The sequence below is a fragment of the Simplicispira lacusdiani genome, assembly GCF_003604195.1.
Taxonomy (GTDB): Bacteria; Pseudomonadota; Gammaproteobacteria; order Burkholderiales; family Burkholderiaceae_C; genus Simplicispira; species Simplicispira lacusdiani.
Window position 1 is genome coordinate 63,362 of record NZ_QXGR01000009.1, and the last position, 24,485, is coordinate 87,846.

A 24,485-nucleotide genomic window follows, 5' to 3' on the forward strand; every position below is an offset into this window, starting at 1 on the left:
CCGGACGGGGCGGCAAACCTTGGAGTAACGTGCAGACCGGGTCAGAACTTCATGCTGGCCGTGATCTGGAAGAGGCGGCCCGCGCCGGGCACGTAGTGGCCGCTGTAGACCGCGTCGGCATAGAGCTTGTTCGTGACGTTGGTCAGGTTGGCCTTGATCGTGAGGCTGTCGTTCACGCTGTATTCGGCCATCAGGTCGGCGGTCACGTAGCCCGGGACTTCCCAGCCGGGGTTGCGGTTGGGCGTTTGCGCGCTGCGGAAGTTCAGGCCACCGCCCACGCGCAACTGGGGCGTGATCTGGTAGGTGGTCCAGACCGTGCCGCTGTGGCGCGGGGTGAGCGAGGGGCGGCTGCCTTGGCCTTCCGCGCCTTGGGCTCCGATGTCGATCTTGGCGCTGGGCATCCACATGTACGAGCCGTAGACTTCCCACTTGGGCGTGAGGCGGCCGGTGATGTCGATTTCCGCGCCCGCGGCATGGCGCTTGCCCGAGAGCACGGCGATGTTCAGGTCGGGGTCGACGTTGCGCTCATGCAGCTTGGTCGAATGGAAAACGGCCAGGCGCGTGGTGAAGCGCTTGTCGGCCGAGTCGATCTTGGCGCCGATCTCGATGTTGCGGCTCGATTCCGGGGGGGTGTTCACCGTCTGCGGGCTGTACGAATAGGTTTCGCCCGAGGTGTTGAACGAAGTGCCATAGGAGAAATGGTAGGAGTGCAGCGGCGTGGGCTGGTACAGCACGCCGACGCGCTTGCTCCATTCCGAGATCTTCTGGCGGTAGCTGGTGGTGGTGACGGGGCCGGCGGCGGTGGCCGGAATGGCGAAGGCGTTGTAGTTGCCTTCCATGCTGTCGTAGCGCAGGCCGCCCAGGATCTTCCAATGCGGCGCCACCTGCACCAGGTCCTGTGCGTACACGCCCCAGCCCTTGGCTTCGAAGTCGCTCGACGTGCGCAGCACGCGGCCGGCTTCGTTCACGGCCGCGCCGTCGTTGGGCGTGCCGACCGTGGTGCTGGGCTTGCTGACGTCGATGCCGCCCTGGGCCGCGCTGCGCGCCGCGTAGACGCGCTTCTTTTCCTGGGCGAAGTCGGCGCCGGCGAGCAGTTCGTGGCGCAGGCCCAGTGCCTCGAACTTGTTGCTGAAGTCGCTTTGCAGGTGCACGGTGTCCATGTCCTGCATCTTCAGGTGGTTGCCGCGTGTCAGGCGCGTGCCAGGGCCGAAGTTCGACAGATTGGCGGCCACGCCGCCGGGTTGCTGGGCCGCGGCTGCCAGGCGCACGGCACCGGCGCGCTGGTCGCGCTCGAAGCTGCCCGCGCGCAGTTGCGTCTTGAGCTCGGCCTGGCCATCGAAGCGGTGCACATGCTGCAGCGTGGCCATGGTGGCGCTGCCCGCGTTGTAGTCGCTGGCGGCGCCGTAGTAGGCCGTGGGGTCGAGGGGCAGCATGGTCGTGTCGCTGACCGCCGAGGTGGCGGTGCGCCGGATCCATGGCAGGCCGTAGTTCATGCCGTTCTTGTTGTCCAGGTGGTACAGGCTGGCCGTGAACTCGTCGCGTGTCCCGATGCCCCAGGCGTAGCTGGCCGCGATGCCCTTTTTCTCGATGCTGCTGCCCGCGCCGTTGTTGTCGGCGGTGGTGCTCATCGCGTTGATGCGCAGGGCGGCGTTTTCGCCGGTGTGGATATTGAAATCGCCCGTGGCGCGGCGGTATTGGTGGCTGCCCAGCGTCACGTCCACCTGGTGCGCATCAATGAGGCGCGGGGTCTTGCTGACCTGGTTGACCGCGCCGCCCGTGGAGCCTCGGCCGAACAGCATGGAAGCCGAACCGCGCAGAAGTTCCAGGCGGTCGAGGTTGAAGGTGTCGCGGTCGTAGAAAGCAGGGTCGCGCATGCCGTCGATGAACATGTCGCCCGTGCTTTGCAGCGCGAAGCCGCGCAGGCGGATGTCTTCCTCGCCGCCCTCTGCCGCCAGGAAGGTGATGCCGGCGGTGTTCTTCAGGGCTTCCTTGACGGTGTCCAGGTTGCGGTCATCGATCAGGCGCTCGGTCACCACGGTCACCGACTGCGGAATGTCGCGCAGCTGCTGCTTGCCCTTGCCGATGGTGGTCTGGGTGGCGCGCACGCTGTCCTTGCCCTCGGGGGTCTCCGCCTGTTCCTTCACCGTGACGGTGCCCAGCGACTTCTCGGCGGGAGCGGCGGTCTGGGCCTGCACGCCCACCGAGGCGGCCAGCATCAACGCGCCCAGGGGCAGGAGCGTGGTGGTCTTGGGGTGCTGGGAGAGGGGGGATTTTTGCAGCGAAGGGCTGCGGCGCTGAGCGCGGTGATGTGCCAATCTGGCCTCCGTCGGATGGTTCGTAGCTGGGGCACCGCAGGTGGGGCGGCGCCGTGGTCAGGCGAGAGGCAGTGGCTGGCGTGAGCGTGGCTTTGCATCGCACACCATAATGTTAAATCAAATAACATTCATTCTTATTCGCATTGATGTAATTCTGCAACAGCGCCCTTCAAAAAAAAGCGCCGGTGCTCCCCGCGGATGCCGCAGCGGGAACCGAGCGCGCAAAAAAAAAGGCCGGCAGAGCCGACCTCGGAGGACTGCGGGGCAGTGCTTACTTGACGTGCTTGCCGATCAGGCCGGCCATCTCGAACATCGACACTTGCGGCTTGCCGAACACTTCCTTGAGCTTGGCGTCTGCGTTGATCATGCGCTTGTTGGCGGCGTCCTGCAGGTTGTGCGCCTTGATGTAGACCCACAGCTTGCTGATGATTTCCGTGCGGGGCAGGGGGGTGGCGCCGACCACGGCAGCGAGTGCGGGGCTGGGGGTCAATGCCTTCATGAACGCAGCGTTGGGGGTGCGCTTCTTGGCGGGGGCTGCGGTCTTGGCAGCGGCGGCCGTCTTGGCCGGGGCTTTTTTAGCAGTTGCCATGTTGGGTTTTCCTTTTTGGGAGTGGTCGTTTCACCAGCGAAAACCTGCTTCTCCACTGGCACGGTGATGCTACTGGCAAAAAAACCGCTTTCCAAGCCGCAAACGCCTTTTTTTGCTTCGCCATGTTGCAGCGGCGCCATGCTGGAGCACCGGGCTGGCGCGGGCTGGGCATGGATGTGCGGCCCGGTGCCGGCGCCCGGACGCGGTCAGGGGGGAGATGAGGCTGGGGCCTGTCAGTGGCAGGCTTGCTGGTTGTTGACGATGCGCTTGAGAGCGTCGGGGCTGATGATGCGCACATGGCGCTGCTTGACCTCGACGATGCCGTCCTCGACGAATTTCGAGAAGGTGCGGCTCACGGTTTCGAGCTTCAGGCCCAGGTAGCTGCCAATTTCCTCGCGGGTCATGCGCAGCACCAGCTCGGATTGCGAGAACCCGCGCGCGTGCAAGCGCTGCACGAGGTTCAGCAGGAAGGCTGCCAGGCGCTCCTCGGCGCGCATGCTGCCCAGCAGCAGCATCACGCTGTGCTCGCGCACGATCTCGCGGCTCATGATCTTGTGCACATGGTTCTGCAGCGCATTGACCTCGCGCGAGAGTTCCTCGATGCGATCGAACGGCATCACGCAGACCTCGGCATCCTCCAGCGCCACGGCGTCGCAGGTGTGGTGGTCGTTGACGATGCCGTCGAGCCCGATGATCTCGCCCGCCATCTGGAAGCCCGTGACCTGATCGCGCCCATCCTCGGTGGCCACGCAGGTCTTGAAAAAGCCCGTGCGGATGGCGAACAGCGAGGTGAACGCTTCGCCATTGCGAAACAAAGTGCTACCGCGCTTGATTTTCCGCCGTATGGCCACCACGTCGTCGATGCGTTTGAGCTGGTCGTCGCTCAGACCCACGGGCATGCACAGCTCGCGCAGATTGCAGTTCGAACAGGCCACCTTGATGGTCTGCTGGGTCATGTGAACGGGCACCTGCCCGGTCTCGGGCGGCGCGCTGGAAGAAGAAGCGGCGCTGGGCGCGGGAACGATGGGTATGCGAGGTGGGGCTGACATATATCAAATTATCACCCATTCTTCCCCTTTGGATCCACAACCCTGTTCTCCTGCATGTGCTTGACTGGAATCAAGAGACGGCCGGGGAATCTAGGGCACATTACGCAGGCTGCTAGGAAACCCACATGACCGTTGTCACCCCTGAATTGCTCACTCGGTTCGATGTATCCGGACCGCGCTACACCTCCTACCCCACCGCCGACCGGTTCGTCGATGCGTTCGGGGAGGATGAGTATGTGCTGGCCTTGCAGCAGCGCCGCCAGAGCGCTGTGGGCAAGGCGTTGCCGCTGTCGATCTATGTGCACATTCCGTTCTGCGAGTCGCTTTGTTACTACTGCGCATGCAACAAGATCATCACCAAGCACCATGACCGTGCCGATGTCTACCTGCGCTACCTGAGCCGCGAGATCGACCTGCACACCGCGCACCTGGGCGTGGGGCAGGTGGTGAGCCAGATCCACTTCGGGGGCGGCACGCCCACTTTCCTTTCCGACGAGGGGCTGCGCGAGCTCATGGGCATGCTGCGCAGCAATTTCACCCTGATCGAGGGAGGGGAATACTCCATCGAGGTCGATCCCCGCACCGTGGATGCCAGCCGCCTGGCCGTGCTGCGCGAACTGGGCTTCAACCGCCTGAGCTTCGGCGTGCAGGATTTTGATCCCGAGGTGCAGAAGGCCGTGCACCGCATCCAGCCCGCAGAGCAGGTATTCGCCCTGGTGGAGTCCGCGCGTGCCATCGGTTTCGATTCCGTCAACGTCGACCTCATCTACGGCCTGCCCAAGCAGACGCCCGAGTCGTTCGACCGCACCCTGGCGCAGGTCGCGCAGCTGCGGCCCGATCGCATCGCGCTCTATGCCTACGCGCACCTGCCCGACCGCTTCAAGCCCCAGCGACGCATCATCTGGGCCGATCTGCCCATGGCCTCGGCCAAGGTCTCCATGCTGGCGCGCTCCCTGGAAGCGTTCAGCAGTGCGGGATATGTCTACGTGGGCATGGACCATTTCGCCCTGCCCGAGGATGCGCTGGCCATCGCCAAGCGCCAGGGCCGCCTGCACCGCAACTTCCAGGGCTACAGCACGCAGCCCGACTGCGATCTGATCGGCCTGGGGGTTTCGGCCATCGGCCGCGTGGGCGCTACCTACAGCCAGAACGCCAAGACGCTGGAAGACTATTACGACCGCCTGAACCAGGGCCGCCTGCCCGTGGTGCGCGGCCTGGCGCTGACGCGCGACGACCTGGTGCGCCGCGCGGTCATCATGGCGCTGATGTGCCAGGGCGAGCTGCTGTTCGAGCCCCTGGAGCAGGCCTGGCTGATCGATTTCCGCAAGTATTTCGCGCCCGAGCTGGAACAGATGCAGGAAATGGAGCAGCAAGGGCTCGTCACGCTGAGCGACGAGGGTGTCACGGTGACGGCCATGGGCTGGTACTTCGTGCGCGGCATCGCCATGGTGTTCGACAAGTATTTGCAGGCCGACAGGAACCGGGCACGGTTTTCCCGCATCATCTAAAGGCTGCTCGCACCGGCAATGGTGTGAACAGACCCTGATCCATGCTTGCAACCCTGGCCTCGACCGCGCTGCTCATGGGGCTCGCGGGCGGGCCCCACTGCCTTGCCATGTGCGCCGCGCCCTGCAGCGTGGTCACAGGTTCGCCCCAGGCAGCGTCGGCCTCGACGGAGCACAGGGTGCGATGGGTGCCCCGGGGCGGGCATGCGCGCCGTCTCGCCGCCTACCATGCCGGCCGCCTGCTCGGCTATGCCGCCGTCGGCGCCTTGGCGGCCATGGCCATGCAGAGCCTGGCCTGGCTCACGCAGCAGGCAACGGCCCTGCGGCCCCTCTGGACCTTCATGCATGTGGCCGTGCTGGCTTGGGGGCTCATGATGGTGCTCCAGGCCCGCCAGCCAGCCTGGGTCGAGAGCGCTGGCCGCGCGGTATGGGGGCGTGTCCGGCCCTTGGTCCAGGCGCCTGGTGGCGTTTTCGCCACGGGTTTCCTGTGGGCGTTGATGCCCTGCGGCCTGCTCTATTCCGCCTTGCTGGTCGCCGCCCTGAGTGGCGGAATCTGGGAGGGCGCCATGACCATGGCGTTTTTTGCCATGGGGAGTGGCGCCTGGCTGCTGGCTGGCCCCTGGCTCTGGCAGCATCTGCGCCAGCGCATGGATGCCCTGCGCGCCAGCTGGGGGACCCGTCTGGCGGGGCTGCTGCTGTGCGGCGTGGCTGGCTGGGCGTTGTGGATGGACCTGGTGTACCGCCCGTCGCTGATCTGCCAGTAGCGCACCTGTTGCTCAAAAGCGCCACAAGGGTACGCGAACGGAAAAAGTGAATGCAGGATGCCTTGATAATGCAGAAAGTCGTCTGCTGCGGCAAATGACCGCGAGGCCTTGTAATGGATGAAAACACCGACGTACTGATTGACATTGGCCAGTTGCGCATTGGCATGTACATCCAGCTCGATCTGAACTGGATGAGCCATCCTTTTCCGGTCAGCAGTTTTCGCATTGCCTCCGAATCCCAGATCGAGATCCTGCGCGGCCTGGGCCTGAGCCAGATCCGCTACAACCCTTCCAAGAGCGACCTTCCCCCGGTGGACTCGCAGTATCCGGCGGGGCTGGAGCAGGAAGCCGCGGCCCAGGAGGCCCTTTCGGCCCTGGCGGATGCCGCGGAAGAGATGCCCCCCGATGCGACCGAGGCGCTGTCCGATCCCAAGCGCGCGGCCCTGCAGCTCAAGATGCAATTGCTGGAACAGCAGCGGCGCCTGGATGCATGCGATCAGCGTTTCCTGGCGGCCACGCGGCAGTACCGCAAACTGGCCGACAGCGCGGAAGGCAGCCCGGCGATGGCAAGGGTCGAGAGCGAGGCGCTCGTCGCCGACTGCGTGCACGAGCTGCTGGGCAATACCGAGTCCGTGATCAGCCTGCTCTCCGAGGGGGTGGGCGAGCGAAACACGCTCCACCCCGTCAATGTCATGGTGCTGTGCCTGTTGATGGGCAAGTCGCAAGGGCTCTCGCCCGAGACCATGCAGGATCTGGGCATGGCGGCGCTGCTCCACGACATGGGCAAGTTGCGCCTGTCCCCGGCGATCAGCAATGGCCCCTTCCCGGGTATGACTCCTGCGGAAGAAGCGCGCTACCGCAGCCATGTGGGTGAATCGGTGCGCCTGGGGCAGAGCATGGGCTTGTCGAGCGGCGTGCTGCTGGCCATTGCACAGCACCACGAAATGGCCGATGGCAGCGGATTCCCGCTGAAGCTCAAGGGCGATGCCATCTGCCTGGCCGGCCGCATCCTGTCGCTGGTGAACCACTACGAGCGCCTGTGCAATCCGGGTCGCAGCGCCCAGGCCATGACGCCGCACGAGGCGCTTTCTGTCATGTTCGCGCAGCAGAAAAACCGCTTCGATCCGGTGGAGCTGGGTATCTTCATCCGCATGATGGGGGTCTATCCACCCGGCTCGGTGGTGCAGCTGGTCAATGACCGCTATGCCATGGTCGTGTCGGTCAATTCCTCGCGCCCTCTGCGCCCCCGGGTGATCGTGCATGACTCGCGCGTGCCCAAGGACGAGGCGCTGGTGCTCGATCTGGAGACAGTCCCCGAGCTGGGCATACGGCGCAGCCTGCGGCCTTCGCAACTGCCCCGCGACGCGCTGGAATACCTGTCGCCACGCAAGCGCATTTGCTACTTTTTCGAGAGAGCCGTGAATCCGGCAGCGGTCGAGGCGGGGTTGTGACCGGCCAGATGCAGGACACCCTCTGGCAGGCCATCTTCGACGGGCTGCAGGAGGCCATCTGGCTCGTGGATGCACGCACGCGCTGCATCCTGTTCGCCAACCGCAGCGCGGCCCGCCTCGTAGGGCTGCAGCGTGACGAGCTCGTCGGCATGCCCGTCTTGCGGCTGGCGGCCACGCCCGAGGACCAATGCTTCTGGGAAGACACCGAAGAAGTGCTGGCCCGGGGCATCGACTCCATGACCAGCCTGCTGCGGGCCGACGGGCAGCTGGTTCCCGTGGAGCGCCGGGTCGCGCCGTTCTCCCTGGGGGCGAGCGAATCGGCCTTGCTGGTCACCATGACCGATTGCACGGCGCGCCAGGCCGCCGAGCGCGAGCTGGAGACGCTGTTGGCGGAACTGCGCGCCACGCTCGACTCCGCGGCCGACGGCATGCTCGTGTGCGGGCTCGATGGCCAAGTGCGTGCTTTCAATCAGCGCCTGGTGCAGATCTGGGGCCTGCCGCAGGAGCTGCTGCTGCAACGCAACGATGCCTCTGTCCACGCATTCCTGGCATCGCGCGTGCGCGACCCCCAGGCCTACCAGGAGCGCCTGAACGCGATCATGCAGGACCCCAAGGGGCAGAGCCAGGACGTGATCGAGCTACACGGGGGTCAGGTGGTGGAGCGCCGCAGCGTGCCCCAGTGGAGCCATGCCAACGTGACCGGGCGGGTGTATTCGTTCCGCGACATCACGCACGAGATGCAGGCACAAGCGGCACTGCGCCTGGCCGCCCGGGTGTTCGATTCCAGCCCCTACGCCATCTTCATCGCCGACGACCAGCACCGCATCGCGCGGCTCAATCCGTCCTGCGAGCAGCTGTCGGGGCGCACTTCGCAGACGCTGTATGGCACCGAGGTCACCGCTTTTTTTGGCATGGGCGTGTCGCGGCATTTCATGGACTGCGTGCAGGCCGATTGGCAGAACAGCGGCATCTGGAACGGCGAGCTGTGGCTACCGCGCGAAGGCGAAAGCGGCTGCGCCGTGCACCTGTCCTGGGTGGCGTTGCGGGGCGAGGGTGGCAAGATCGAGCAAAGCATCGGTTTCGTGCGCGACCTCACGCAGCAGCACGCGGCGCAGAAGCGCATCGACGAACTGGCCTACAGTGACGTCCTCACCGGTCTGCCCAACCGCCTGCTGCTGACGCAGCGCGTGGAAGCCGCCATCCGCTCGGCACGCCCGGGCGGAGCGGGCTTCGCCATCCTGTTCCTGGATCTGGACCGGTTCAAGGTCATCAACGACTCCTTGGGCCACCAGTTCGGTGATCGCGTGCTGCAGCTCGTGGCCTCGCGCCTGCAGACCTGCCTGCGCCAGAGCGACATGCTGTGCCGTATCGGTGGCGACGAGTTCGCCATGTACCTGCACGCGGGCGACGCCACGGGGGCCGAGCAGGTGGCGCGCCGCATGCTCGACGTGATGCGGCGCCCCTTCATGCTCGACGACCTGGGCTTCTCGATCCAGTGCAGCATCGGCGTTGCGCTGTACCCGCAGGACGGACGCACGCTGGACGAGCTGATCAAGCAGGCCGACACGGCCATGTACCGGGTCAAGGAGCGTGGCCGTGGCAATTTCGGTTTTTACCAGCCGCAGATGAACGCCAACCTCCTCGAACGCATGCAGATGGAGCACGCCATGCGGCAGGCCCTGGGCCACCAGCACATGAGCGTGCATTACCAGCCGCAGGTGGACATGGTGTCGGGTCGCATCATCGGCGCCGAGGCGCTCTTGCGCTGGACCGATCCCGAACTGGGCGTCATCACGCCCGGGGTCTTCATTCCGCTGGCCGAGGAAACCGGCTACATCGTCACCCTCGGCGCCTGGGTGCTGGAGCAGGCCGTGCAAGAGGCCGTGCGCTGGATGCAGGCGGGCACCCCCATCGTCGTGTCGGTGAACGTGTCGGCACTGGAAATGCGCCAGCCCGATTTCCTGGAGCGTCTGACCCATCTGCTGCGCGAGCACGGCTTGCCCGCCGGCCTGCTGGAGCTGGAATTGACCGAATCCATCCTGCTGCAGGACGCCCAGGAGGCCGCGCAGCGCCTGGGCATGGTGGCCGAGCTGGGCGTGGGCCTGGCCATCGACGACTTCGGCACCGGTTATTCCAGCCTGGCCTATCTGAAGAACCTGCCCATCCACAAGCTCAAGATCGACCAGTCCTTCGTGCGCGGGCTGCCCGACCATGACGGCGACCGGGCCATCGTCAGCGCCATCGTGCACCTGGGCCGCGCGCTGCAACTGCGCGTGGTGGCCGAAGGCGTGGAAACCGAAGCGCAGCATGGCGTGCTGCAGCAGATGCGCTGCGATGTCTACCAGGGCTACCTGTGCTCGCCGGCCTTGCCCGCCGAGGCATTCGGATGCTTGCTGTCGGAGGGCGCGCAGCCGCTGCGCAGCGATGCCGCCGGGGGCGAGGCCGTCAGCCCGTCGTGATGCCCTTCCAGAGCATGTAGGCCGCCAGGGCCATCAGCAGCATCGCAAACACCTGCTTGAGCCGCGCCACCGGAAGTTGGTGCGCCGCGCGCGCGCCCAGCGGCGCGGTGAGCACGCTGCACATGGCGATCACCGCGAGCGCGGGCAGCCATACATAGCCCAGCGACAGCGGCGGCAGCCCGGCGACCGACTGGCCGCTCACCATATAGCCCGCCGCGTTGGCCAGCGCGATGGGAAAACCCAGAGCCGCGCTCGTGGCCACGGCATGGTGGATGGGGATGTTGCACCACACCATGAACGGCACGCTGATGAAGCCACCACCGGCTCCCACCAACCCCGAGAGAAAGCCGATGGTGCCGCCCGCCGCCAGCTGACCGGCCGTGCCCGGCATCTGGCGCGAGGGAGCGGGCCGCTTGTTGCGCAGCATCTGCCAAGCCGAGAAGCCGACGAACACCGCGAAGAAGAGGGCCAGGAACGACCCCTTGAGCAGGGCGAAAACCCCCAGGCTCGCCGCCATGCTGCCCAGCACGATGCCGGGCGCCAGCCGCCGCGCGATGTCCCAGCGCACCGCGCCGCGCTGGTGGTGCGCACGCACGCTGGAGATGGAGGTGAAGACGATGGTGGCCATCGAGGTGGCGATGGCCATCTTCACCGCCAGGCCGGGCGCCACCTGCTGCTGGCCGAGAAAATAGGTCAGGAAGGGCACCAGCACCATGCCTCCGCCGATGCCCAGCAGCCCGGCCAGGAAACCGGTGCACAGGCCCAGCAGGGCAAGTTCGGTGATCAGGATTGGATCGAATGGCATGCGGCGTCGCGCTGGGAGGCAGGGCGCGCGCCCTGCGGGAGGCTGCGCGGTGCCCGGGGCACCTGCGCGGAAAAGGTGTCTGCGAATGCCACCGGACCGTCATCCTGAACCGGGGGTTCAGGTGGGCGAGGGCAGCCAGGCGTTGGGTTCATCTGACGCGAGATGATCACGCTCACCGGGCAATGTACCAAGCCCGGGCTCATGGAGCATTGGTTCAAGGAAATATAAAGCCCGGCAGCACCGCAGACACCGCCATTGTAGGCCTTGCGCGGAACCCGGGCAGACGTTCAGATCAGCCGGCCGTCGTGGTCCAGGGCTTCGTCGAGACGGTGCACCAGGGCGAGCAGGCGTTCATCGTCGCTGGCCGGGGCGCTGCCGGGCTCGGCGGCTGGCCGCGGGGCAGGCGGCTGGGCCGCCGCTGCCAGATCGGCGACCTCGCGGTCGGCCAGCTCGAAAGCCAGATTCAGCGCCGCCAGCACGGCGATGCGCTCGCGGGCACGCACCTTGCCGGCGTCGCGGATGCGCATCATGGCGGTGTCCACCCGCTCCACGGCTTCGAGCAGGCGCGCCTCGCGGCCTTCGGGGCAGCCCAGCAGATAGCTTTGCTGCATGATCTGCACCTCAAGCTGTTTCATGCGTCGTCCTTCGGTTCGGGCGTGGCGGGCAGGCGCTCTATCAGGGCATCGATCCGGTGGCGCGCCGCCTGCAGGCGCGAGCGCAGGGAATCGCGTTCCTGGGTGAGCGCCGCGACCTGTTCGGCCATGAGCTCATTGGTGCGCTGAAGCTGCTCGTGGCGAACCAGCAGGCGCTCCACGCGCTCGGCGATCTGGTCGAGGGGAGACAAAGAAGCCATAGAGCCCCAGATTGTAGGCAGTTGGCTTTCAAAGCGCCGTAAAATCTCGGGTGTTGGTGCTCGCGGTGTGGTTCACATGCCGCAGTTCAACGGGAAGCAGGGAGGTCGTCGCCAGCCATGGCGGCTCCGAGCCTGCGCTGCCCCCGCAACGGTCAGCGGACGAATCTTCCGATTCTCTCTCCAGCACACAGCCACTGGGCGCCTTGAACAAGCGCCTGGGAAGGCGCTGGAGGGCGTTCCGTCAGCCCGGATACCGGCCAACACGGTGGCCGCGCGCGCCTACGGGCTTGCGTGCGGCCGTATCGCCTATTTGCCGGCGGGGAAGCCGGCGCGGGTTGTTTGCTGATCCTGATTTCCATGAAAAACCGTCCCCTTCGTGCGCGCCGCGTCGCGCCGCTGCGTCCTGCCGCCCTGGCCGTGCTGACCTTCGCCGCTGTCTGCGCGGCCCAAGCCCAGGAGCCGATGCGGCCCCTGCTGCTGGCGCAGAACGCCCGCATGCCCTCGCTGCAGGACATGGTGGTGACCGCCACGCGCACCGAGCAGCCCCTGTCGGACCTGGTGGCCGATGTGTCCATCGTCGACCGCGAAACCATCGAATCGAGCGGCGCCACGGGCCTGGCCGATGTGCTGGCGCGCCTGCCCGGCATCGAGATCGCGCGCAATGGCGGCCTGGGCAATGCCACCAGCGTGTACCTGCGCGGCGCCGAGTCGCGCTTCACGGCGGTCTATATCGACGGCGTGCGCGTGGATTCGCAATCCACGGGCGGTGCCCAGTGGGAGCAGATCCCGCTGTCGCAGATCGAGCGCATCGAGGTGCTGCGCGGCCCGGCCGCCGCCGTCTATGGATCGGACGCCATCGGTGGCGTGATCCAGCTCTTCACCCGCAAGGGGGAGGGCGCCGCCATGCCTTATGTCGGCGTGGGCCTGGGCAACCAGGGCACGCGCAAGCTGGAGGCCGGCATCAGCGGCGTTGCCGGTGCGGACAAGGCGCTGGACTATTCCCTGGGCCTGGCCCACGCGCGCAGCGACGGCTTTGATTCCAAGACCAGCGGAAGCCACAACCTCGACCGCGATGGTTACCGCAGCACCTCGGGCCATGCGCGCCTGGGCTACCAGATCAATGCCCGCCACAAGCTCGATGCCACGCTGCTGGCCAGCCGCATGGACTCGGGTTACGACGGTTTCACGCACAAGCCCGCCAGCCCGGTGGACGACCGCAACCTCAGCCGCCTGCACACGGCGGGGCTGAACTGGGCCGCGCGGTGGACCGAGGCCTACAGCACCCGCGTGTCGGTCACGGATTCGTCCAGCCGCTATGAAACCACCCCCTCGCCCTACCGCACGGAGACCAACCTGCGCGGCTACCTGTGGCAGAACGACTATCGCCTGGGCGCGCACCGTTTCAGCGCCGCGCTGGAGCGCCGCGAGGACCACCTGAACAACCCCGCGCTCGACGCCTGGAGCACCACGCTGGACCGCAGCCGCTCGCAGGACGCGCTGGCGCTGGGCTACGGCTACCAAAGGGGCGGCCACACGCTGCAGCTCAATGCGCGCCATGACGACGACAGCGAATTCGGCGGCAAGGGCACGGGCAGCGCGGCTTACGGCTACGCGATCACGCCGCAATGGCGCGCCACCGCCTCGGTGGGCACGGCCTTCCGCGCGCCCACGCTGTACCAACGCTTCAGCGAATACGGCGTGCCCACGCTGCGGCCCGAGACCAGCCACAACGCCGAACTGGGCCTGCGCTACGCCCAGGGCCGCAGCAGCTTCTCGGCCACCGTGTACCGCAACCGGCTCAGCAACCTGATCCTGTTCAGCGGCGCGGGCCCTTGCGCCTCCACCTTTGGCTGCTATGCCAACGTGGCGCGCGCGCAGTACCAGGGGCTCACGCTCGCGGCCTCGCACCACTGGGCGGGCGTGCAATGGCATGGTTCCATCGACCTGCAGAATCCGCGCGACCTGACCACCGGCAAACAGCTCGCGCGCCGCGCCAAGCGCCACGCCACCTTCGGGGCCGACACCCAGCTCGCGGGCTGGACGCTGGGCGCCGAGCTGCAGGCCTCGGGCCGCCGCTTCGACAGCGCGGCCAACACCCACGTGCTGGGCGGCTATGCGCTGGTCAACCTCCACGCCAGCACCCGCGTGGCGCGCGACTACACGCTGCTGGCGCGCATCGACAACCTGGGCGACAAGGCCTACGAACTGGCGCGCACCTATGCCACGCCGGGCCGCACGCTTTACATCGGCCTCAAGTGGGCACCGTTGTGAGACCAACCCCCTGTGGCGCTTCGTGCCTTCCCCCTTCTCTCACGCTTCGCGTGGGAAGGGGGACGCCGCCAGTGCGGCGGGGCGGCCCTTGCACGGCGGCCCGCGCCTGGGGCGTGCCTGGTTCAAGTCTTGTCGGCGTTTTCCAGTGCCAGGGTGCGATGCGATGACTTCCTGCACCGCATTGCTGATCGCCGCCCCGGCCTCGGGCCAGGGCAAGACCACGGTCACCGCCGCGCTGGCGCGCTTGCATGCGCGGCAGGGCCGGCGCGTGCGCGTGTTCAAGTGCGGGCCGGATTTTCTCGACCCGCATTGGCATGAACTCGCCAGCGGCGCGCCGGTGCACTCGCTGGACCTGTGGATCAACGGCGCGCAGGACTGCGCCCGGCGCCTGCACGACGCCGCGCGCGAGGCCGACCTGCTCCTCATCGAGGGCGTGATGGGCCTGTTCGACGGCGACCCGAGCGCGGCCGACCTGGCCCAGCGCTTCGGCGTGCCGGTGCTGGCCGTGGTCGATGCCTCGGCCATGGCGGGCACCTTCGGCGCGCTGGCCCACGGACTGCGCGACTACCGGCCCGGCCTGCCCTGGGCCGGCGTGCTGGCCAACCGCGTGGGCAGCGCGCGCCATGCCGACATGCTGCGCGCCGGCCTGCGCGACCCACGGGACTGGCTGGGCGCGCTGGCGCGCATCACGCTGGGCGAGGGGCCGGCCCTGCTGCCCGAGCGCCACCTGGGCCTGGTCGCGGCGCACGAGTTGCAGGATGCCCTGCAGCGGCTGGACGCCGCCGCCGATGCGCTGGCCGCCACGCCGCTGGGCCAGATGAGCCCCGCCGACCTGCGGCGCTGGGCAGTGGACTTTCCCGCGCCCCAGGCCACCGAGGCCGTGCCCCCGCTGCTGGCAGGCCGCACCGTGGCCGTCGCGCGCGACGCGGCCTTCAGCTTCATCTATGCCGCCAACCTGCAGACGCTGGAACAGCTTGGCGCGCGGTTGAGCTTCTTCTCGCCCCTGGCGGGCGACCGCCTGCCGCCTTGCGACGCCGTGTGGCTGCCCGGCGGCTACCCCGAGCTGCACGCCGCGCGCATCGCCGCCAACACCGGCCTGCGCGCCGATCTGCTGCGCCACCTGGACGCGGGCCTGCCGCTGTGGGCCGAGTGCGGCGGCATGGTGGCGCTGTGCGAATCGGTGCAACTGCAGAACGGCACGGTGCAGCCGCTGTGGGGCCTGCTGCCGGGTCAGGCCACGCTGAACAAGCGTCTGGCGGGCCTGGGGCCGCAGCAGTTGCCCGTGGCGGGCGAAGTGCTGCGCGGCCATACCTTCCACTATTCCACGCTGGCGAGCAGCGCGCCCATCGTCGCGCGCAGCAGCCGGCCTGGCGAGCCCAGCGCGCCGGATGCCGGCGAGGCGCTGTACCGCGCAGGCAGCCTGCACGCCAGCTACTTCCATGCCTGGTTTGCCTCCAGCCCGCGCGCCGTGGCGCACCTGTTGGGCGGGGAGGGCGCATGAACGCATCGATCGCGCGCAGCGAACTCATCCTCGGCGGGCAAAAGAGCGGCAAGTCGCGTCGTGCCGAGCTGCTCGCGCGCGACTGGCTGGCGCGCTCGCCCGGGCACCGCGCGCTGCTCGTCGCCACGGCCCAGCCCTGGGACGGCGAGATGCGCGCGCGCATCGCGCGCCACCAGCAGGACCGCGCCGAGCGCGTGCCCGGCCTGGCCACGCTGGAGGAGCCGCGCGACCTGGCCGGCGCCATCGCCCGCTGCTCCACGCCGGAGACCCTGCTGGTGGTGGACTGCCTGACGCTGTGGCTCACCAACTGGACCATGCCGGCCGGCGCCACCACCCTGGATTTTGAGCAAAACAAGGCTGCAGCCCAGGAATGGCAAGCGCAGGCAGCTCAGTTTTTTATAGCAATCGAGCGCGCCCCCGGGCCCGTTGTTCTGGTGGGCAACGAAATCGGCCTGGGGGTGATCCCGATGGGGCGCGAGGTGCGCGTCTTCGTCGATGCGCTGGGCCTGCTCAACCAGCAGGCCGCGCAGGCGTGCCAGCGCGTCACGCTCATGGCGGCAGGGCTGCCGCTGACCCTGAAAGAATCCGCTTTGTGAAACCTACCCCCGTCAAACGCATCCTCATCGTGGTCGCCGTGCTGCTGGCGCTGCTGCTGCTGATGTTCGGCACCGCGCGCGCGCAAGGCGTGCAGCTCACCGACGACCGGGGCCGCACCGTCCAGCTCGCGCGCGTGCCGCAGCGCATCGTGAGCCTGCTGCCCTCGCTGGCCGAGACCGTGTGCGCGCTCGACCAGTGCCACCGCCTCGTGGGCGTGGACCGCTACACCAACTGGCCCGAGAGCGTGCGCAAGCTGCCGCAGGTCGGTGGCGGACTGGACCCGAACATCGAGGCCATCGTCGCGCTGCGGCCCGACGTGGTCGTCATGGCCACCTCCTCGCGTGCTTCCGCGCGCCTCGAAGCCCTGGGCATCCCGGTGGTGGCGCTGGAGCCCAAGACCCACGCCGACATGCAGCGCGTGCTCGGCAAGGTGGGCCAACTGCTGGGCGTGCAGGACGCGCAGCGCGTCTGGCGCGCCACCGACGCCGGCGTGCAGGCCGCCGCGCAGTCGCTGCCGCCGGCCGCGCGCGGCGCGCGCGTGTACTTCGAGGTCAACCCCGGCCCCTACGGCGCCGGCCCCGGGTCCTTCATCGGCGAGACGCTCACGCGCCTGGGCGCGCGCAACATCCTGGGCGCATCGCACGGTCCTTTCCCCAAGCTCAACCCCGAATTCGTGGTGCGCGCCGACCCCGACCTCATCATGGTCGGCGCGCGCAGCGCCGAGGGCCTGGCCGCGCGCCCCGGCTGGAACACCATGCGCGCGCTGCGCGAGCAGCGCCTGTGCGTGTTCTCGCCCGAGGAATCCGACGTGCTGATCCGCCCCGGCCCGCGCATGGCCGAGGCCGCGCGCCTCATGGCCGCCTGCCTGGCCGAGAAGACCGCCGGCGCCGCCAAGGGGGCGCGCCCGTGAGCACGCCGCCCTTGCCGCACGCCGCGCGCGGCCTCTGGCTGGCCGTGGTGCTGGCGCTGGCGGGCCTGGCGCTGGTGCTGCTCGGCACCGGCGTGGGCAGCATGGGGCTGGAGAACCTCTGGCCCGCGCTGATGGACGCGCAGGCCGATCCGGCGGCGCACGCCATGGCGCTGCAGATCGTCTGGGACATCCGTCTGCCGCGCACCATCGGCGCCTGGGCCGCGGGCGCGCTGCTCGGCCTGGCCGGCGCCGTGGCCCAGGGGCTGTTCCGCAACCCGCTGGCCGACCCCTACCTGCTGGGCAGCGCCTCGGGCGCCTCGCTGGGCGTGGCCTCCGTGCTGGCGCTCATGGGCGGCGGCGCGGGCATGGTGGGCGGCGCGCGCGCGGCCATGGCCGTGTCGGTGTATTCCAGCCACTGGCTGGTGCGCCTGGGCCTGACGGGCGCCGCCTTCCTGGGCGCCGTGCTGGCCGTGCTGCTCACGCTGGCGCTGGCGCGCGGCGTGCAGCACACGCTGCGCCTGCTGCTGGCCGGCGTGGTGGTGGGCGTGGTGCTGGGGGCCTGCACTTCGCTGATCCTGCTGATGTCGCCCGACTCGCTGCAGGCCATGCAGGCCTTCCTGCTCGGCTCCACGGGCTTCGTGGGCTGGACGGCCTGCCTGCTCATGCTGGCCGTGTGGCTGCTGTGCCTGGTGGCGGCCTGGCTGCTGGCGCGGGTGCTCGACGGGCTGGCGCTGGGCGAGGCCACCGCGCTGAGCCTGGGCCTGCCGCTCGCCCCCCTGCGCGCCGCGCTGGTGGCGGTGCTGGCGCTGGCCACCGGCACGGCGGTGGCCCAGACCGGTCTGATCGCCTTCGTCGGCCTGGCCGCGCCGCACCTGGTGCGCGCCGTGGTCAGCGTGCGCCATGGCCGCCTGATGCTGCTGGCCAGCCTCATGGGCGCGGCGCTGCTGGCGGGCGCCGACCTGCTGGCGCGCGGCCTGATGGCGCCGCAGGAGCTGCCCGTGGGCGTGCTCACCGCCGTGCTCGGCGGCGGCTACCTGCTGTGGCTGATGCACCGCCGAACGGCCGCTGGAGGCTTGCTGTGAGTGCTCCTGAAAACATAGCTATCAGCGCTTGTTCCATCTGTGCTGGCATCGGAAAACACCCCATATTGCACGGTATCACGCTGCCGCTGGCGGCGGGCCGCTGGACCAGCATCGTCGGCCCCAACGGCGCGGGCAAGTCCACGCTGCTCAAGGTGCTGGCGGGGCTGCTGCCGCACAGCGGCGGCCAGGTGCTGCTGCACGGGCGCGAACTGCACGCCTGGCCCCGGCGCGAGCGCGCGCTGCACCTGTCCTGGCTGGGCCAGAACGAGGCCGCCGCCGAGGATTTGACGGTGTACGACGTGGCCATGCTCGGCCGCCTGCCGCACCAGGGCTGGATGCAGCCCGCCAGCCCGCAGGACCATGCCGCCGTCGAGCAGGCCCTGCGCGCCACCCAGGCCTGGGACTGGCGCGCGCGCGCGCTCGGCCAGCTCTCGGGCGGCGAGCGCCAGCGCGTGCTGCTGGCGCGCGCCCTGGCCGTGCAGGCCCGGGTGCTGCTGATGGACGAACCCCTGGCCAACCTCGACCCGCCACACCAGGCCGACTGGCTGCTGCTGGTGCGCGAACTGGTGGCGCGCGGCCATACCGTGGTCAGCGTGCTGCACGAAATCTCCATGGCGCTGCAGGCCGACGACGTGGCCATCGTGGCCCGGGGGCGCCTGTGCCACCACGGCGCGGCCCAGGAGGCCGCCACGCACCGCGCGCTGGAGCAGGTGTTCGACCAGCGCATCGCCATCCACGGCGTGGACGGCCAGTGGCTGGCGCTGCCGCGCTTGTAGTTTCTTGCGTTTTTGAAAGACATCCCATGCAGATCGAAACCCCACCCACCGAGAAGCGCTACGAAAAAGCCGAGGGCGAGCGCCGGGGCCTGGTCATCGTGAACACCGGCGACGGCAAGGGCAAGAGCACGGCCGCCTTCGGTCTGGCGCTGCGCGCCCACGGCCGGGGCAAGGCGGTGAAGGTGTACCAGTTCATGAAAGTGCCCAGCGCGCGCTTTGGCGAGCACCGCATGTTCGAGCAGATCGGCCTGCCCATCGAGGGCCTGGGCGACGGCTTTTCGTGGAAGAGCAAGGACCTGGAGCACTCCGCGCAGCTCGCGCGCGACGGCTGGGCCAAGGCGCGCGCCGACATCCTCGGCGGCGAGCGCTTCCTGGTGGTGCTCGACGAGATCACCTACCCGCTGATCTACGGCTGGCTGCCGCTGCAGGAGGTGCTCGACACGCTGGCCGCGCGGCCCAAGGACGTGCATGTGTGCCTCACGGGCCGCCGCTGCCCCGAGGAAATCATCGCCATCGCCGACACGGTGACCGAGATGAAGCTCGTCAAGCACGCCTTCCAGGCAGGCATTCCGGCGCAGCGCGGCATCGAGGACTGAGACGGCGTCACAATCGGGGTTGTAAAACGCTGTTTTTTCCCGCGCGGCGTTTCCCCTTCGATGGCCGACCCGTAGGAGCGTCCCCCCCATGCATTGGCACTGGCTGCACCCGCTGATCGCCCGCCCCGGGCTGGGAGTGGCCTGCCTGGCGCTGGCCGGCCTGGTGGCGCTGGCCGTGGACCGGCTGTGGGGCGAACCGCCCGCGCGCTGGCACCCCGTGGTGTGGATGGGCAAGGCCCTCGCGTGGCTGGGGCGGCGCATCGCACCGGCGCAGCCCACGGGGCGAGATTTGAAGTGTTTTTGGCTTGGAGCGCTTGCCTGGTGTGCGCTAGCAGCTATTGTTTTGATAGTTGCCGCATTGCTCCAGGCGGCAGCGCTCTATGCCTGGGGCGCCCCCACCGAGGTCTGCAGCGTGGTTGTCGATGTGCCGGGCCTGGGCCTGGAGGGCGCGTCCGCCGTGGTCGGCGTTTTGCGCCTGTTGCTGGCCGCGCTGCTGCTCGGGCTGCTGCTCAAGCCGCTGTTCGCGCTCTCGCTGCTGCTGCACGAGGCGCGCGCCGTCGAGGATGCGTTGGCGCGCTCGCTCGATGCCGGCCGCGCGCGCCTGGCCTGGCTGGTGAGCCGCGATGTCTCCCAGCTCAGCGCCGACGAGGTGCGCCAGAGTGCCATCGAATCGCTGGCCGAGAACCTCAACGACTCGGTCGTCGCGCCGCTGTTCTGGTTCGCCGTGGCGGGCCTGCCGGGCGCCGCGCTGTACCGCCTGGCCAACACCGCCGACGCCATGTGGGGCTACCGGGGCATGCGCGACGGCCGCTACTGGGAATGGGCCGGCAAATGGGCGGCCCATGCCGACGACGCGCTCTCCTGGCTGCCCGCGCGCATCACCGCGCTGCTGCTGGCGCTGGCGGGCCGGGGCGTGCGCCTGCGCGCCCTGGCGCGCGAGGCGCGCCGCACCCCGTCGCCCAACAGCGGCTGGCCCATGGCGGCCATGGCGCTGGCGCTGGGCGTGCGGCTCAGCAAGCCCGGCGTGTACCAGCTGCATGCGCGGGGGCGGGAGCCCTCGGCGCTCGATGCCTGGCGCGCGCGCCGGCTCGCGGTGCGGGTGTCGCGGAGCATCGCGTTCGCGGCCGTGCTGACCGTGTCGCTCATCGCCATGGAGGGGGCCTTCAGTGCCTGAAAGCCTGGCGGTGCATGGCGGCACCGACGCGCTGGGCGCCGCGCCGCACGACTTTTCCACCAACAGCAACGCCTGCGGCCCGTGCCCGGCCGCGCTGGCCGCCGTGCAGCAGGCCGACGCCACGCGCTACCCCGACCCGGCCTATACCGCGCTGCGCGTGCAACTCGCCGCCTTCCATGGCGTGGAGGCCGCGCGCATCGTGCTGGCGGGCAGCGCCAGCGAGTTCATCCACCGCGTCACGGCGCTGGCCGCGCGGCGCGGCGCGCGCGCCGTGGCCGTGCCCGCGCACGGCTATGGCGACTACGCCCAGGCCGCGCGTGCCTGGGGCCTGGCCGTGCACCCCGCGCCCCATGCCGGCGCGGCGCTGCACTGGGCTTGCGAGCCCTCCAGCCCGCTGGGCCAGGGCGACGCGGCGCTGGCGTGCGCGTCCGCCGGTGCGCTGCGCGTGCTCGACTGCGCCTACCAGCCGCTGCGCCTCGAAGGCGCCGCCCCGCTACCGGAGCGCCTGGAGGGGGTCTGGCAGCTCTGGACACCCAACAAGGCCCTGGGCCTCACGGGCGTGCGCGCCGCCTACGCCATCGCTCCCCAGGGCAGCGGTGCCGACGCCGCCGATCTGGCGGCCCTGGCCCCCTCGTGGCCCGTGGGCGCGCATGGCGTGGCGCTGTTGCAGGCCTGGGTGCAGCCCGCCACCCAGCAATGGCTGGCCGGTTGCCTGCCCCGGCTGCGCGACTGGAAAGAACGCCAGATCGCCCTGTGCGCCGCCCTGGGCTGGCAGGTGCTGCCCGGCAGCCAGGCCAACTACTTCTGCGCACGGCCCCCGGTGGCCGCGCTGCCCGAACTGCTGCGCGACCTGCGCGCGCAGGGCATCAAGCTGCGCGACTGCGCCTCGTTCGGCCTCCCCGGCGTGGTGCGCATGGGCGTGCTGCCGCCCGCGTCGCAGGATGCCTTGCGGGTGGCGGCCCCAGGGCGGTGACAATACGCCCCCGCGTGTCGATGTGTGAGTGCCCCCATGGCCTATAGCGTCAAGGAAATTTTCTATACCCTGCAAGGCGAAGGCCACCATGCCGGTCGCCCGGCGGTGTTTTGCCGGTTTTCCGGGTGCAACCTCTGGAGCGGGGTGGAAGAGGGCCGCTCCAGCGCGGTGTGCCAGTTCTGCGATACCGACTTCGTGGGCACCGACGGCGAAGGCGGTGGCAAGTTCGCCGATGCCGCCAGCCTGGCCGCGCGCATCAACGCCCTGTGGCCAGCGGACTACCCCGCGCAGAAATACGTGGTGTGCACCGGAGGCGAGCCGCTGCTGCAACTCGATGCCCCGCTGATCGACGCCCTGCACGCGGCCGGGTTTGCCGTGGCCATCGAAACCAATGGCACGCTGCCGGTCCCGGGCGGCGTGGACTGGGTCTGCGTCAGCCCCAAGATGGGCGCGGACCTGGTGGTGCGCCGGGGCAATGAGATCAAGGTCGTCATTCCGCAGCCCGGGCAGCCCTTGGACGACTATGCCGCGCTGGATTTTGAACACCATTTCGTGCAGGCCATGGACGGGCCGCTGCAGGCCACGAATCTGCGCCTGGCCATCGACTACTGCAAAGCCCACCCGCAATGGAACCTGTCGGTGCAGACCCACAAGCTGCTGCAGATCCCCTGAATCACGGACCCACCCATGCTGACCATTACCCGAAAAATGGAGTTCGATGCCGGGCATCGCATTCCCGACCACAACAGCCAGTGCCGCAACCTGCACGGCCACCGCTATACGCTGCTCATCACCCTCACGGGCGACGTGGTGCAGAAGGACGGCGAATCCGACAACGGCATGATCATGGACTTTGGCGACATCAAGGCGCTGGCCAAGACGCACCTGGTGGACCTGTGGGACCACGCCTTCATCGTCTATGAAAAAGACACCGCCGTGCGCGCCTTCCTGGACAGCATGCCGGGCCACAAGACGGTGGTCATCGACCGCGTGCCCACGGTGGAAAACCTGGCCCAGGCCGCCTTCGACATCCTGAAGGATGTGTACCACGACCGCTTCGGCCGCCACATGTCGCTGACCAAGGTGACCCTGTACGAGACGCCCAATTGCTGGGCGGAGGTGGACGGCTGATGGCGGCGGCATGCGTCATGGTGCTGGGCACCACCAGCGGCGCCGGCAAAAGCTGGCTCACCACCGCGCTGTGCCGCTACTACAGCAACCTGGGCCTCAAGGTGGCGCCGTTCAAGGCGCAGAACATGAGCAACAACGCCCGCGTGGTCGAGGGCATCGACGGCGCCTGGGGCGAGATCGGCTCGGCGCAGTACTTCCAGGCCCTGGCCGCGCGCGCCGTGCCTGAAGTGCGCATGAACCCGCTCTTGCTCAAGCCCGAGGCCGACACACACAGCCAGGTGGTGCTGCTCGGGCAGGTGAGCGAGCCGCTCACCGCGCTGCCCTGGCGCGGCCGCAGCGCCGTGGTGTGGCCGCAGATCGCCGCCGCGCTCGACCAGCTCCGCGCCGAGAACGACGTGGTCGTGATCGAGGGCGCGGGCTCGCCCGCCGAGACCAATCTGCACGCCAGCGACATCGTGAACATGCGCGTGGCGCGCCATGCCAATGCGCGCTGCCTGCTCGTCACCGACATCGACCGGGGCGGCGCCTTTGCCCACCTCTACGGCACCTGGGCGCTGCTGCCCGAGGACGAGCGCGCGCTGATCCACGGCTTCGTGCTCAACAAGTTCCGGGGCGACGCCAGCCTGCTCGCGCCCGCGCCGCAGCACCTGCAGGAGCGCACCGGCGTGCCCACCGTGGCCACCATCCCCATGCAGTGGCACCACGGCCTGCCCGAGGAAGACGGCGTGTTCGACGACCGCAGCACCACGCCCGGCGCCGTGCACACCACCGTGGCCGTGGTGGCCTACCCGCGCATCAGCAACCTCGACGAATTCCAGCCGCTCAAGAACGTGCCCGGCCTGCGCCTGCAGTGGGTGCGCAGCCCGGCCGACGTGGCGGGCCTGCGGCCCAGCGACTGGATCGTGCTGCCCGGCTCCAAGGCCACGGCGGCCGACCTGGCCTGGCTGCGCGCGCAGGGGCTGGACCAAGCCATCGCCGCGCACGCGGGGCAGGGTGGCACCGTGCTGGGCGTGTGCGGCGGCCTGCAGATGCTGGGCGAGGCGCTGATCGACCCCGAGGGCATCGACGGCAACGGCCCCGGCCTGGGCCTGCTGCCCCTGGTCACCGTGTTCGAGCCCGCCAAGACCGTGCAACGCACGGCCGCGCAGTTTGGCCCGCTGGCCGGTGCCTGGGCGCCGCTCTCGGGCGTGGCTGCGTGCGGCTACGAAATCCACCACGGCCAGACCGCCCAGCACCCCGCCATGGCCGCCAAGGGCGACGTGGCACGCGAGGTCATGCCCGGCATCGCCTGGCAGAACCCGGCGGGCAATGTGCTGGGCGTGTACCTGCACGGTTTGTTCGAGGACGCCGCCGTGCTGCACGCCCTGTTTGGCGCCCAGGCGCCCACGCTGGAGACCGTGTTCGACGGCCTGGCCGAGGGCGTGACTCGGCACTTCAATCCGGGCGTGCTGGACGCGCTGATCGCGTAAGCATTCCGCAGTGGGCGGCTGCTATCATCCCGCCCCTCAGGTGCCCAATGCCACGATGGCAAAGGGAGAATCGGGAAGGCGGTGCAACTCCGCCGCGTGCCCAACGCTGTAAGGACGATGCCGCGCACAAATACCACTGGCTGCCCAGCCGGGAAGGTGTGCCAAGGCAGACGACTCCAAGCCAGAAGACCGGCCTGAGCCATTTTTGGCGCTGC

General features: G+C 69.0%; 22 protein-coding genes, 1 other RNA gene and 2 riboswitches. Of the genes, 16 read left to right on the forward strand and 7 right to left on the reverse strand.

Annotated features, from left to right (window positions below; translation table 11 throughout):
- Nucleotides 1-41: 41 nt before the first annotated feature.
- The 3 genes from D8S75_RS13345 to fnr form a co-directional block, all read right to left on the reverse strand.
- Nucleotides 42-2,216 (reverse strand): TonB-dependent receptor, encoded by a 2,175-nt coding sequence (locus D8S75_RS13345; RefSeq protein WP_119966914.1) that lies wholly within the window; start codon nt 2,214-2,216, stop codon nt 42-44.
- A 370-nt stretch (nt 2,217-2,586) separates the two neighbouring features.
- Nucleotides 2,587-2,904 carry an SWIB/MDM2 domain-containing protein gene (locus D8S75_RS13350; protein ID WP_119966850.1) on the reverse strand — a complete coding sequence of 106 codons (318 nt, stop codon included), beginning with the start codon at nt 2,902-2,904 and terminating at the stop codon, nt 2,587-2,589.
- A 233-nt stretch (nt 2,905-3,137) separates the two neighbouring features.
- Nucleotides 3,138-3,860 (reverse strand): fumarate/nitrate reduction transcriptional regulator Fnr, encoded by a 723-nt coding sequence (fnr, locus tag D8S75_RS13355; RefSeq protein ID WP_119966851.1) that lies wholly within the window; start codon nt 3,858-3,860, stop codon nt 3,138-3,140.
- A gap of 218 nt (nt 3,861-4,078) precedes the next feature.
- On the opposite strand from fnr, the gene hemN reads away from it, so the two are divergent.
- The 4 genes from hemN to D8S75_RS13375 all read left to right on the forward strand — a co-directional run bounded on the left by hemN (nt 4,079) and on the right by D8S75_RS13375 (nt 10,132).
- Nucleotides 4,079-5,461: an oxygen-independent coproporphyrinogen III oxidase gene (hemN, locus tag D8S75_RS13360; RefSeq protein ID WP_119966852.1), complete on the forward strand. Its 1,383-nt coding sequence runs from the start codon at nt 4,079-4,081 to the stop codon at nt 5,459-5,461.
- A 41-nt stretch (nt 5,462-5,502) separates the two neighbouring features.
- Nucleotides 5,503-6,222 (forward strand): sulfite exporter TauE/SafE family protein, encoded by a 720-nt coding sequence (locus tag D8S75_RS13365; protein ID WP_119966853.1) that lies wholly within the window; start codon nt 5,503-5,505, stop codon nt 6,220-6,222.
- Between the two features lie 113 nt (nt 6,223-6,335).
- The gene (locus tag D8S75_RS13370; protein WP_119966854.1) at nt 6,336-7,673 is read left to right on the forward strand and encodes an HD-GYP domain-containing protein; all 1,338 of its coding nucleotides are present in this window, start codon (nt 6,336-6,338) and stop codon (nt 7,671-7,673) included.
- Nucleotides 7,674-7,681: 8 nt separating this feature from the next.
- Nucleotides 7,682-10,132, forward strand: coding sequence for a sensor domain-containing protein (locus tag D8S75_RS13375; RefSeq protein WP_119966915.1), 2,451 nt, complete (start codon nt 7,682-7,684; stop codon nt 10,130-10,132).
- Here the strand turns inward: D8S75_RS13375 and D8S75_RS13380 are convergent.
- From D8S75_RS13380 to D8S75_RS13390, 4 genes are all read right to left on the reverse strand, one after another.
- Complete coding sequence (locus D8S75_RS13380) at nt 10,119-10,937, reverse strand: sulfite exporter TauE/SafE family protein (protein WP_119966855.1); 819 nt, start codon at nt 10,935-10,937, stop codon at nt 10,119-10,121. The genes D8S75_RS13375 and D8S75_RS13380 overlap by 14 nt on opposite strands.
- A 72-nt stretch (nt 10,938-11,009) precedes the next feature.
- A non-coding RNA gene (gene ssrS / locus D8S75_RS17985) (6S RNA) lies at nt 11,010-11,189 on the reverse strand.
- 35 nt (nt 11,190-11,224) lie between these two features.
- Entirely contained in the window at nt 11,225-11,572 is a 348-nt protein-coding gene (locus D8S75_RS13385) for a cell division protein ZapA (RefSeq protein WP_119966856.1), read from the reverse strand.
- Nucleotides 11,569-11,790 carry a DUF904 domain-containing protein gene (locus D8S75_RS13390; RefSeq protein ID WP_119966857.1) on the reverse strand — a complete coding sequence of 74 codons (222 nt, stop codon included), beginning with the start codon at nt 11,788-11,790 and terminating at the stop codon, nt 11,569-11,571. Before D8S75_RS13390 ends, D8S75_RS13385 begins: the two co-directional genes overlap by 4 nt.
- Before the next feature lie 37 nt (nt 11,791-11,827).
- Nucleotides 11,828-12,066, forward strand: a riboswitch (cobalamin riboswitch).
- Nucleotides 12,067-12,147: 81 nt separating this feature from the next.
- Here D8S75_RS13390 and D8S75_RS13395 point away from each other — a divergent pair.
- The 12 genes from D8S75_RS13395 to D8S75_RS13450 all read left to right on the forward strand — a co-directional run bounded on the left by D8S75_RS13395 (nt 12,148) and on the right by D8S75_RS13450 (nt 24,270).
- Nucleotides 12,148-14,061, forward strand: coding sequence for a TonB-dependent receptor domain-containing protein (locus D8S75_RS13395; RefSeq protein ID WP_119966916.1), 1,914 nt, complete (start codon nt 12,148-12,150; stop codon nt 14,059-14,061).
- A gap of 163 nt (nt 14,062-14,224) precedes the next feature.
- The gene (locus D8S75_RS13400; RefSeq protein ID WP_119966858.1) at nt 14,225-15,562 is read left to right on the forward strand and encodes a cobyrinic acid a,c-diamide synthase CobB; all 1,338 of its coding nucleotides are present in this window, start codon (nt 14,225-14,227) and stop codon (nt 15,560-15,562) included.
- Nucleotides 15,559-16,158, forward strand: a complete 600-nt coding sequence (locus D8S75_RS13405; RefSeq protein ID WP_119966859.1) for a bifunctional adenosylcobinamide kinase/adenosylcobinamide-phosphate guanylyltransferase — start codon at nt 15,559-15,561, stop codon at nt 16,156-16,158. Before D8S75_RS13400 ends, D8S75_RS13405 begins: the two co-directional genes overlap by 4 nt.
- The gene (locus D8S75_RS13410) at nt 16,155-17,069 is read left to right on the forward strand and encodes an ABC transporter substrate-binding protein (protein WP_119966860.1); all 915 of its coding nucleotides are present in this window, start codon (nt 16,155-16,157) and stop codon (nt 17,067-17,069) included. Before D8S75_RS13405 ends, D8S75_RS13410 begins: the two co-directional genes overlap by 4 nt.
- A complete protein-coding gene (locus D8S75_RS13415) occupies nt 17,066-18,151 on the forward strand; it encodes a FecCD family ABC transporter permease (protein WP_119966861.1) in 1,086 nt (361 codons plus the stop codon). Before D8S75_RS13410 ends, D8S75_RS13415 begins: the two co-directional genes overlap by 4 nt.
- Complete coding sequence (locus D8S75_RS13420) at nt 18,148-18,927, forward strand: ABC transporter ATP-binding protein (protein ID WP_119966862.1); 780 nt, start codon at nt 18,148-18,150, stop codon at nt 18,925-18,927. Before D8S75_RS13415 ends, D8S75_RS13420 begins: the two co-directional genes overlap by 4 nt.
- Nucleotides 18,928-18,953: 26 nt before the next feature.
- Nucleotides 18,954-19,523, forward strand: coding sequence for a cob(I)yrinic acid a,c-diamide adenosyltransferase (gene cobO / locus D8S75_RS13425; protein ID WP_119966863.1), 570 nt, complete (start codon nt 18,954-18,956; stop codon nt 19,521-19,523).
- An 88-nt stretch (nt 19,524-19,611) separates the two neighbouring features.
- Nucleotides 19,612-20,697 carry an adenosylcobinamide-phosphate synthase CbiB gene (cbiB, locus tag D8S75_RS13430; protein WP_119966864.1) on the forward strand — a complete coding sequence of 362 codons (1,086 nt, stop codon included), beginning with the start codon at nt 19,612-19,614 and terminating at the stop codon, nt 20,695-20,697.
- Nucleotides 20,690-21,670, forward strand: a complete 981-nt coding sequence (locus D8S75_RS13435; protein ID WP_232829045.1) for an aminotransferase class I/II-fold pyridoxal phosphate-dependent enzyme — start codon at nt 20,690-20,692, stop codon at nt 21,668-21,670. The genes cbiB and D8S75_RS13435 overlap by 8 nt, the downstream gene beginning before the upstream one ends.
- Before the next feature lie 36 nt (nt 21,671-21,706).
- Nucleotides 21,707-22,342, forward strand: a complete 636-nt coding sequence (gene queE, locus D8S75_RS13440) for a 7-carboxy-7-deazaguanine synthase (protein ID WP_119966865.1) — start codon at nt 21,707-21,709, stop codon at nt 22,340-22,342.
- A gap of 15 nt (nt 22,343-22,357) precedes the next feature.
- Complete coding sequence (queD, locus tag D8S75_RS13445; RefSeq protein WP_119966866.1) at nt 22,358-22,801, forward strand: 6-carboxytetrahydropterin synthase QueD; 444 nt, start codon at nt 22,358-22,360, stop codon at nt 22,799-22,801.
- Nucleotides 22,801-24,270: a cobyric acid synthase gene (locus tag D8S75_RS13450; RefSeq protein ID WP_119966867.1), complete on the forward strand. Its 1,470-nt coding sequence runs from the start codon at nt 22,801-22,803 to the stop codon at nt 24,268-24,270. The genes queD and D8S75_RS13450 overlap by 1 nt, the downstream gene beginning before the upstream one ends.
- A gap of 21 nt (nt 24,271-24,291) precedes the next feature.
- Nucleotides 24,292-24,482, forward strand: a riboswitch (cobalamin riboswitch).
- Nucleotides 24,483-24,485 lie beyond the last annotated feature (3 nt).

Coding starts and splice junctions, on each gene's coding strand:
- D8S75_RS13345 (WP_119966914.1), bottom strand. CDS start 2,216: ATGCTGGCCGCCTCGGTGGGCGTGCAGGCCCAGACCGCCGCTCCCGCC.
- D8S75_RS13350 (WP_119966850.1), bottom strand. CDS start 2,904: ATGGCAACTGCTAAAAAAGCCCCGGCCAAGACGGCCGCCGCTGCCAAG.
- fnr (WP_119966851.1), bottom strand. CDS start 3,860: ATGACCCAGCAGACCATCAAGGTGGCCTGTTCGAACTGCAATCTGCGC.
- hemN (WP_119966852.1), top strand. CDS start 4,079: ATGACCGTTGTCACCCCTGAATTGCTCACTCGGTTCGATGTATCCGGA.
- D8S75_RS13365 (WP_119966853.1), top strand. CDS start 5,503: ATGCTTGCAACCCTGGCCTCGACCGCGCTGCTCATGGGGCTCGCGGGC.
- D8S75_RS13370 (WP_119966854.1), top strand. CDS start 6,336: ATGGATGAAAACACCGACGTACTGATTGACATTGGCCAGTTGCGCATT.
- D8S75_RS13375 (WP_119966915.1), top strand. CDS start 7,682: ATGCAGGACACCCTCTGGCAGGCCATCTTCGACGGGCTGCAGGAGGCC.
- D8S75_RS13380 (WP_119966855.1), bottom strand. CDS start 10,937: ATGCCATTCGATCCAATCCTGATCACCGAACTTGCCCTGCTGGGCCTG.
- D8S75_RS13385 (WP_119966856.1), bottom strand. CDS start 11,572: ATGAAACAGCTTGAGGTGCAGATCATGCAGCAAAGCTATCTGCTGGGC.
- D8S75_RS13390 (WP_119966857.1), bottom strand. CDS start 11,790: ATGGCTTCTTTGTCTCCCCTCGACCAGATCGCCGAGCGCGTGGAGCGC.
- D8S75_RS13395 (WP_119966916.1), top strand. CDS start 12,148: ATGAAAAACCGTCCCCTTCGTGCGCGCCGCGTCGCGCCGCTGCGTCCT.
- D8S75_RS13400 (WP_119966858.1), top strand. CDS start 14,225: ATGACTTCCTGCACCGCATTGCTGATCGCCGCCCCGGCCTCGGGCCAG.
- D8S75_RS13405 (WP_119966859.1), top strand. CDS start 15,559: ATGAACGCATCGATCGCGCGCAGCGAACTCATCCTCGGCGGGCAAAAG.
- cobO (WP_119966863.1), top strand. CDS start 18,954: ATGCAGATCGAAACCCCACCCACCGAGAAGCGCTACGAAAAAGCCGAG.
- cbiB (WP_119966864.1), top strand. CDS start 19,612: ATGCATTGGCACTGGCTGCACCCGCTGATCGCCCGCCCCGGGCTGGGA.
- queE (WP_119966865.1), top strand. CDS start 21,707: ATGGCCTATAGCGTCAAGGAAATTTTCTATACCCTGCAAGGCGAAGGC.
- queD (WP_119966866.1), top strand. CDS start 22,358: ATGCTGACCATTACCCGAAAAATGGAGTTCGATGCCGGGCATCGCATT.
- D8S75_RS13450 (WP_119966867.1), top strand. CDS start 22,801: ATGGCGGCGGCATGCGTCATGGTGCTGGGCACCACCAGCGGCGCCGGC.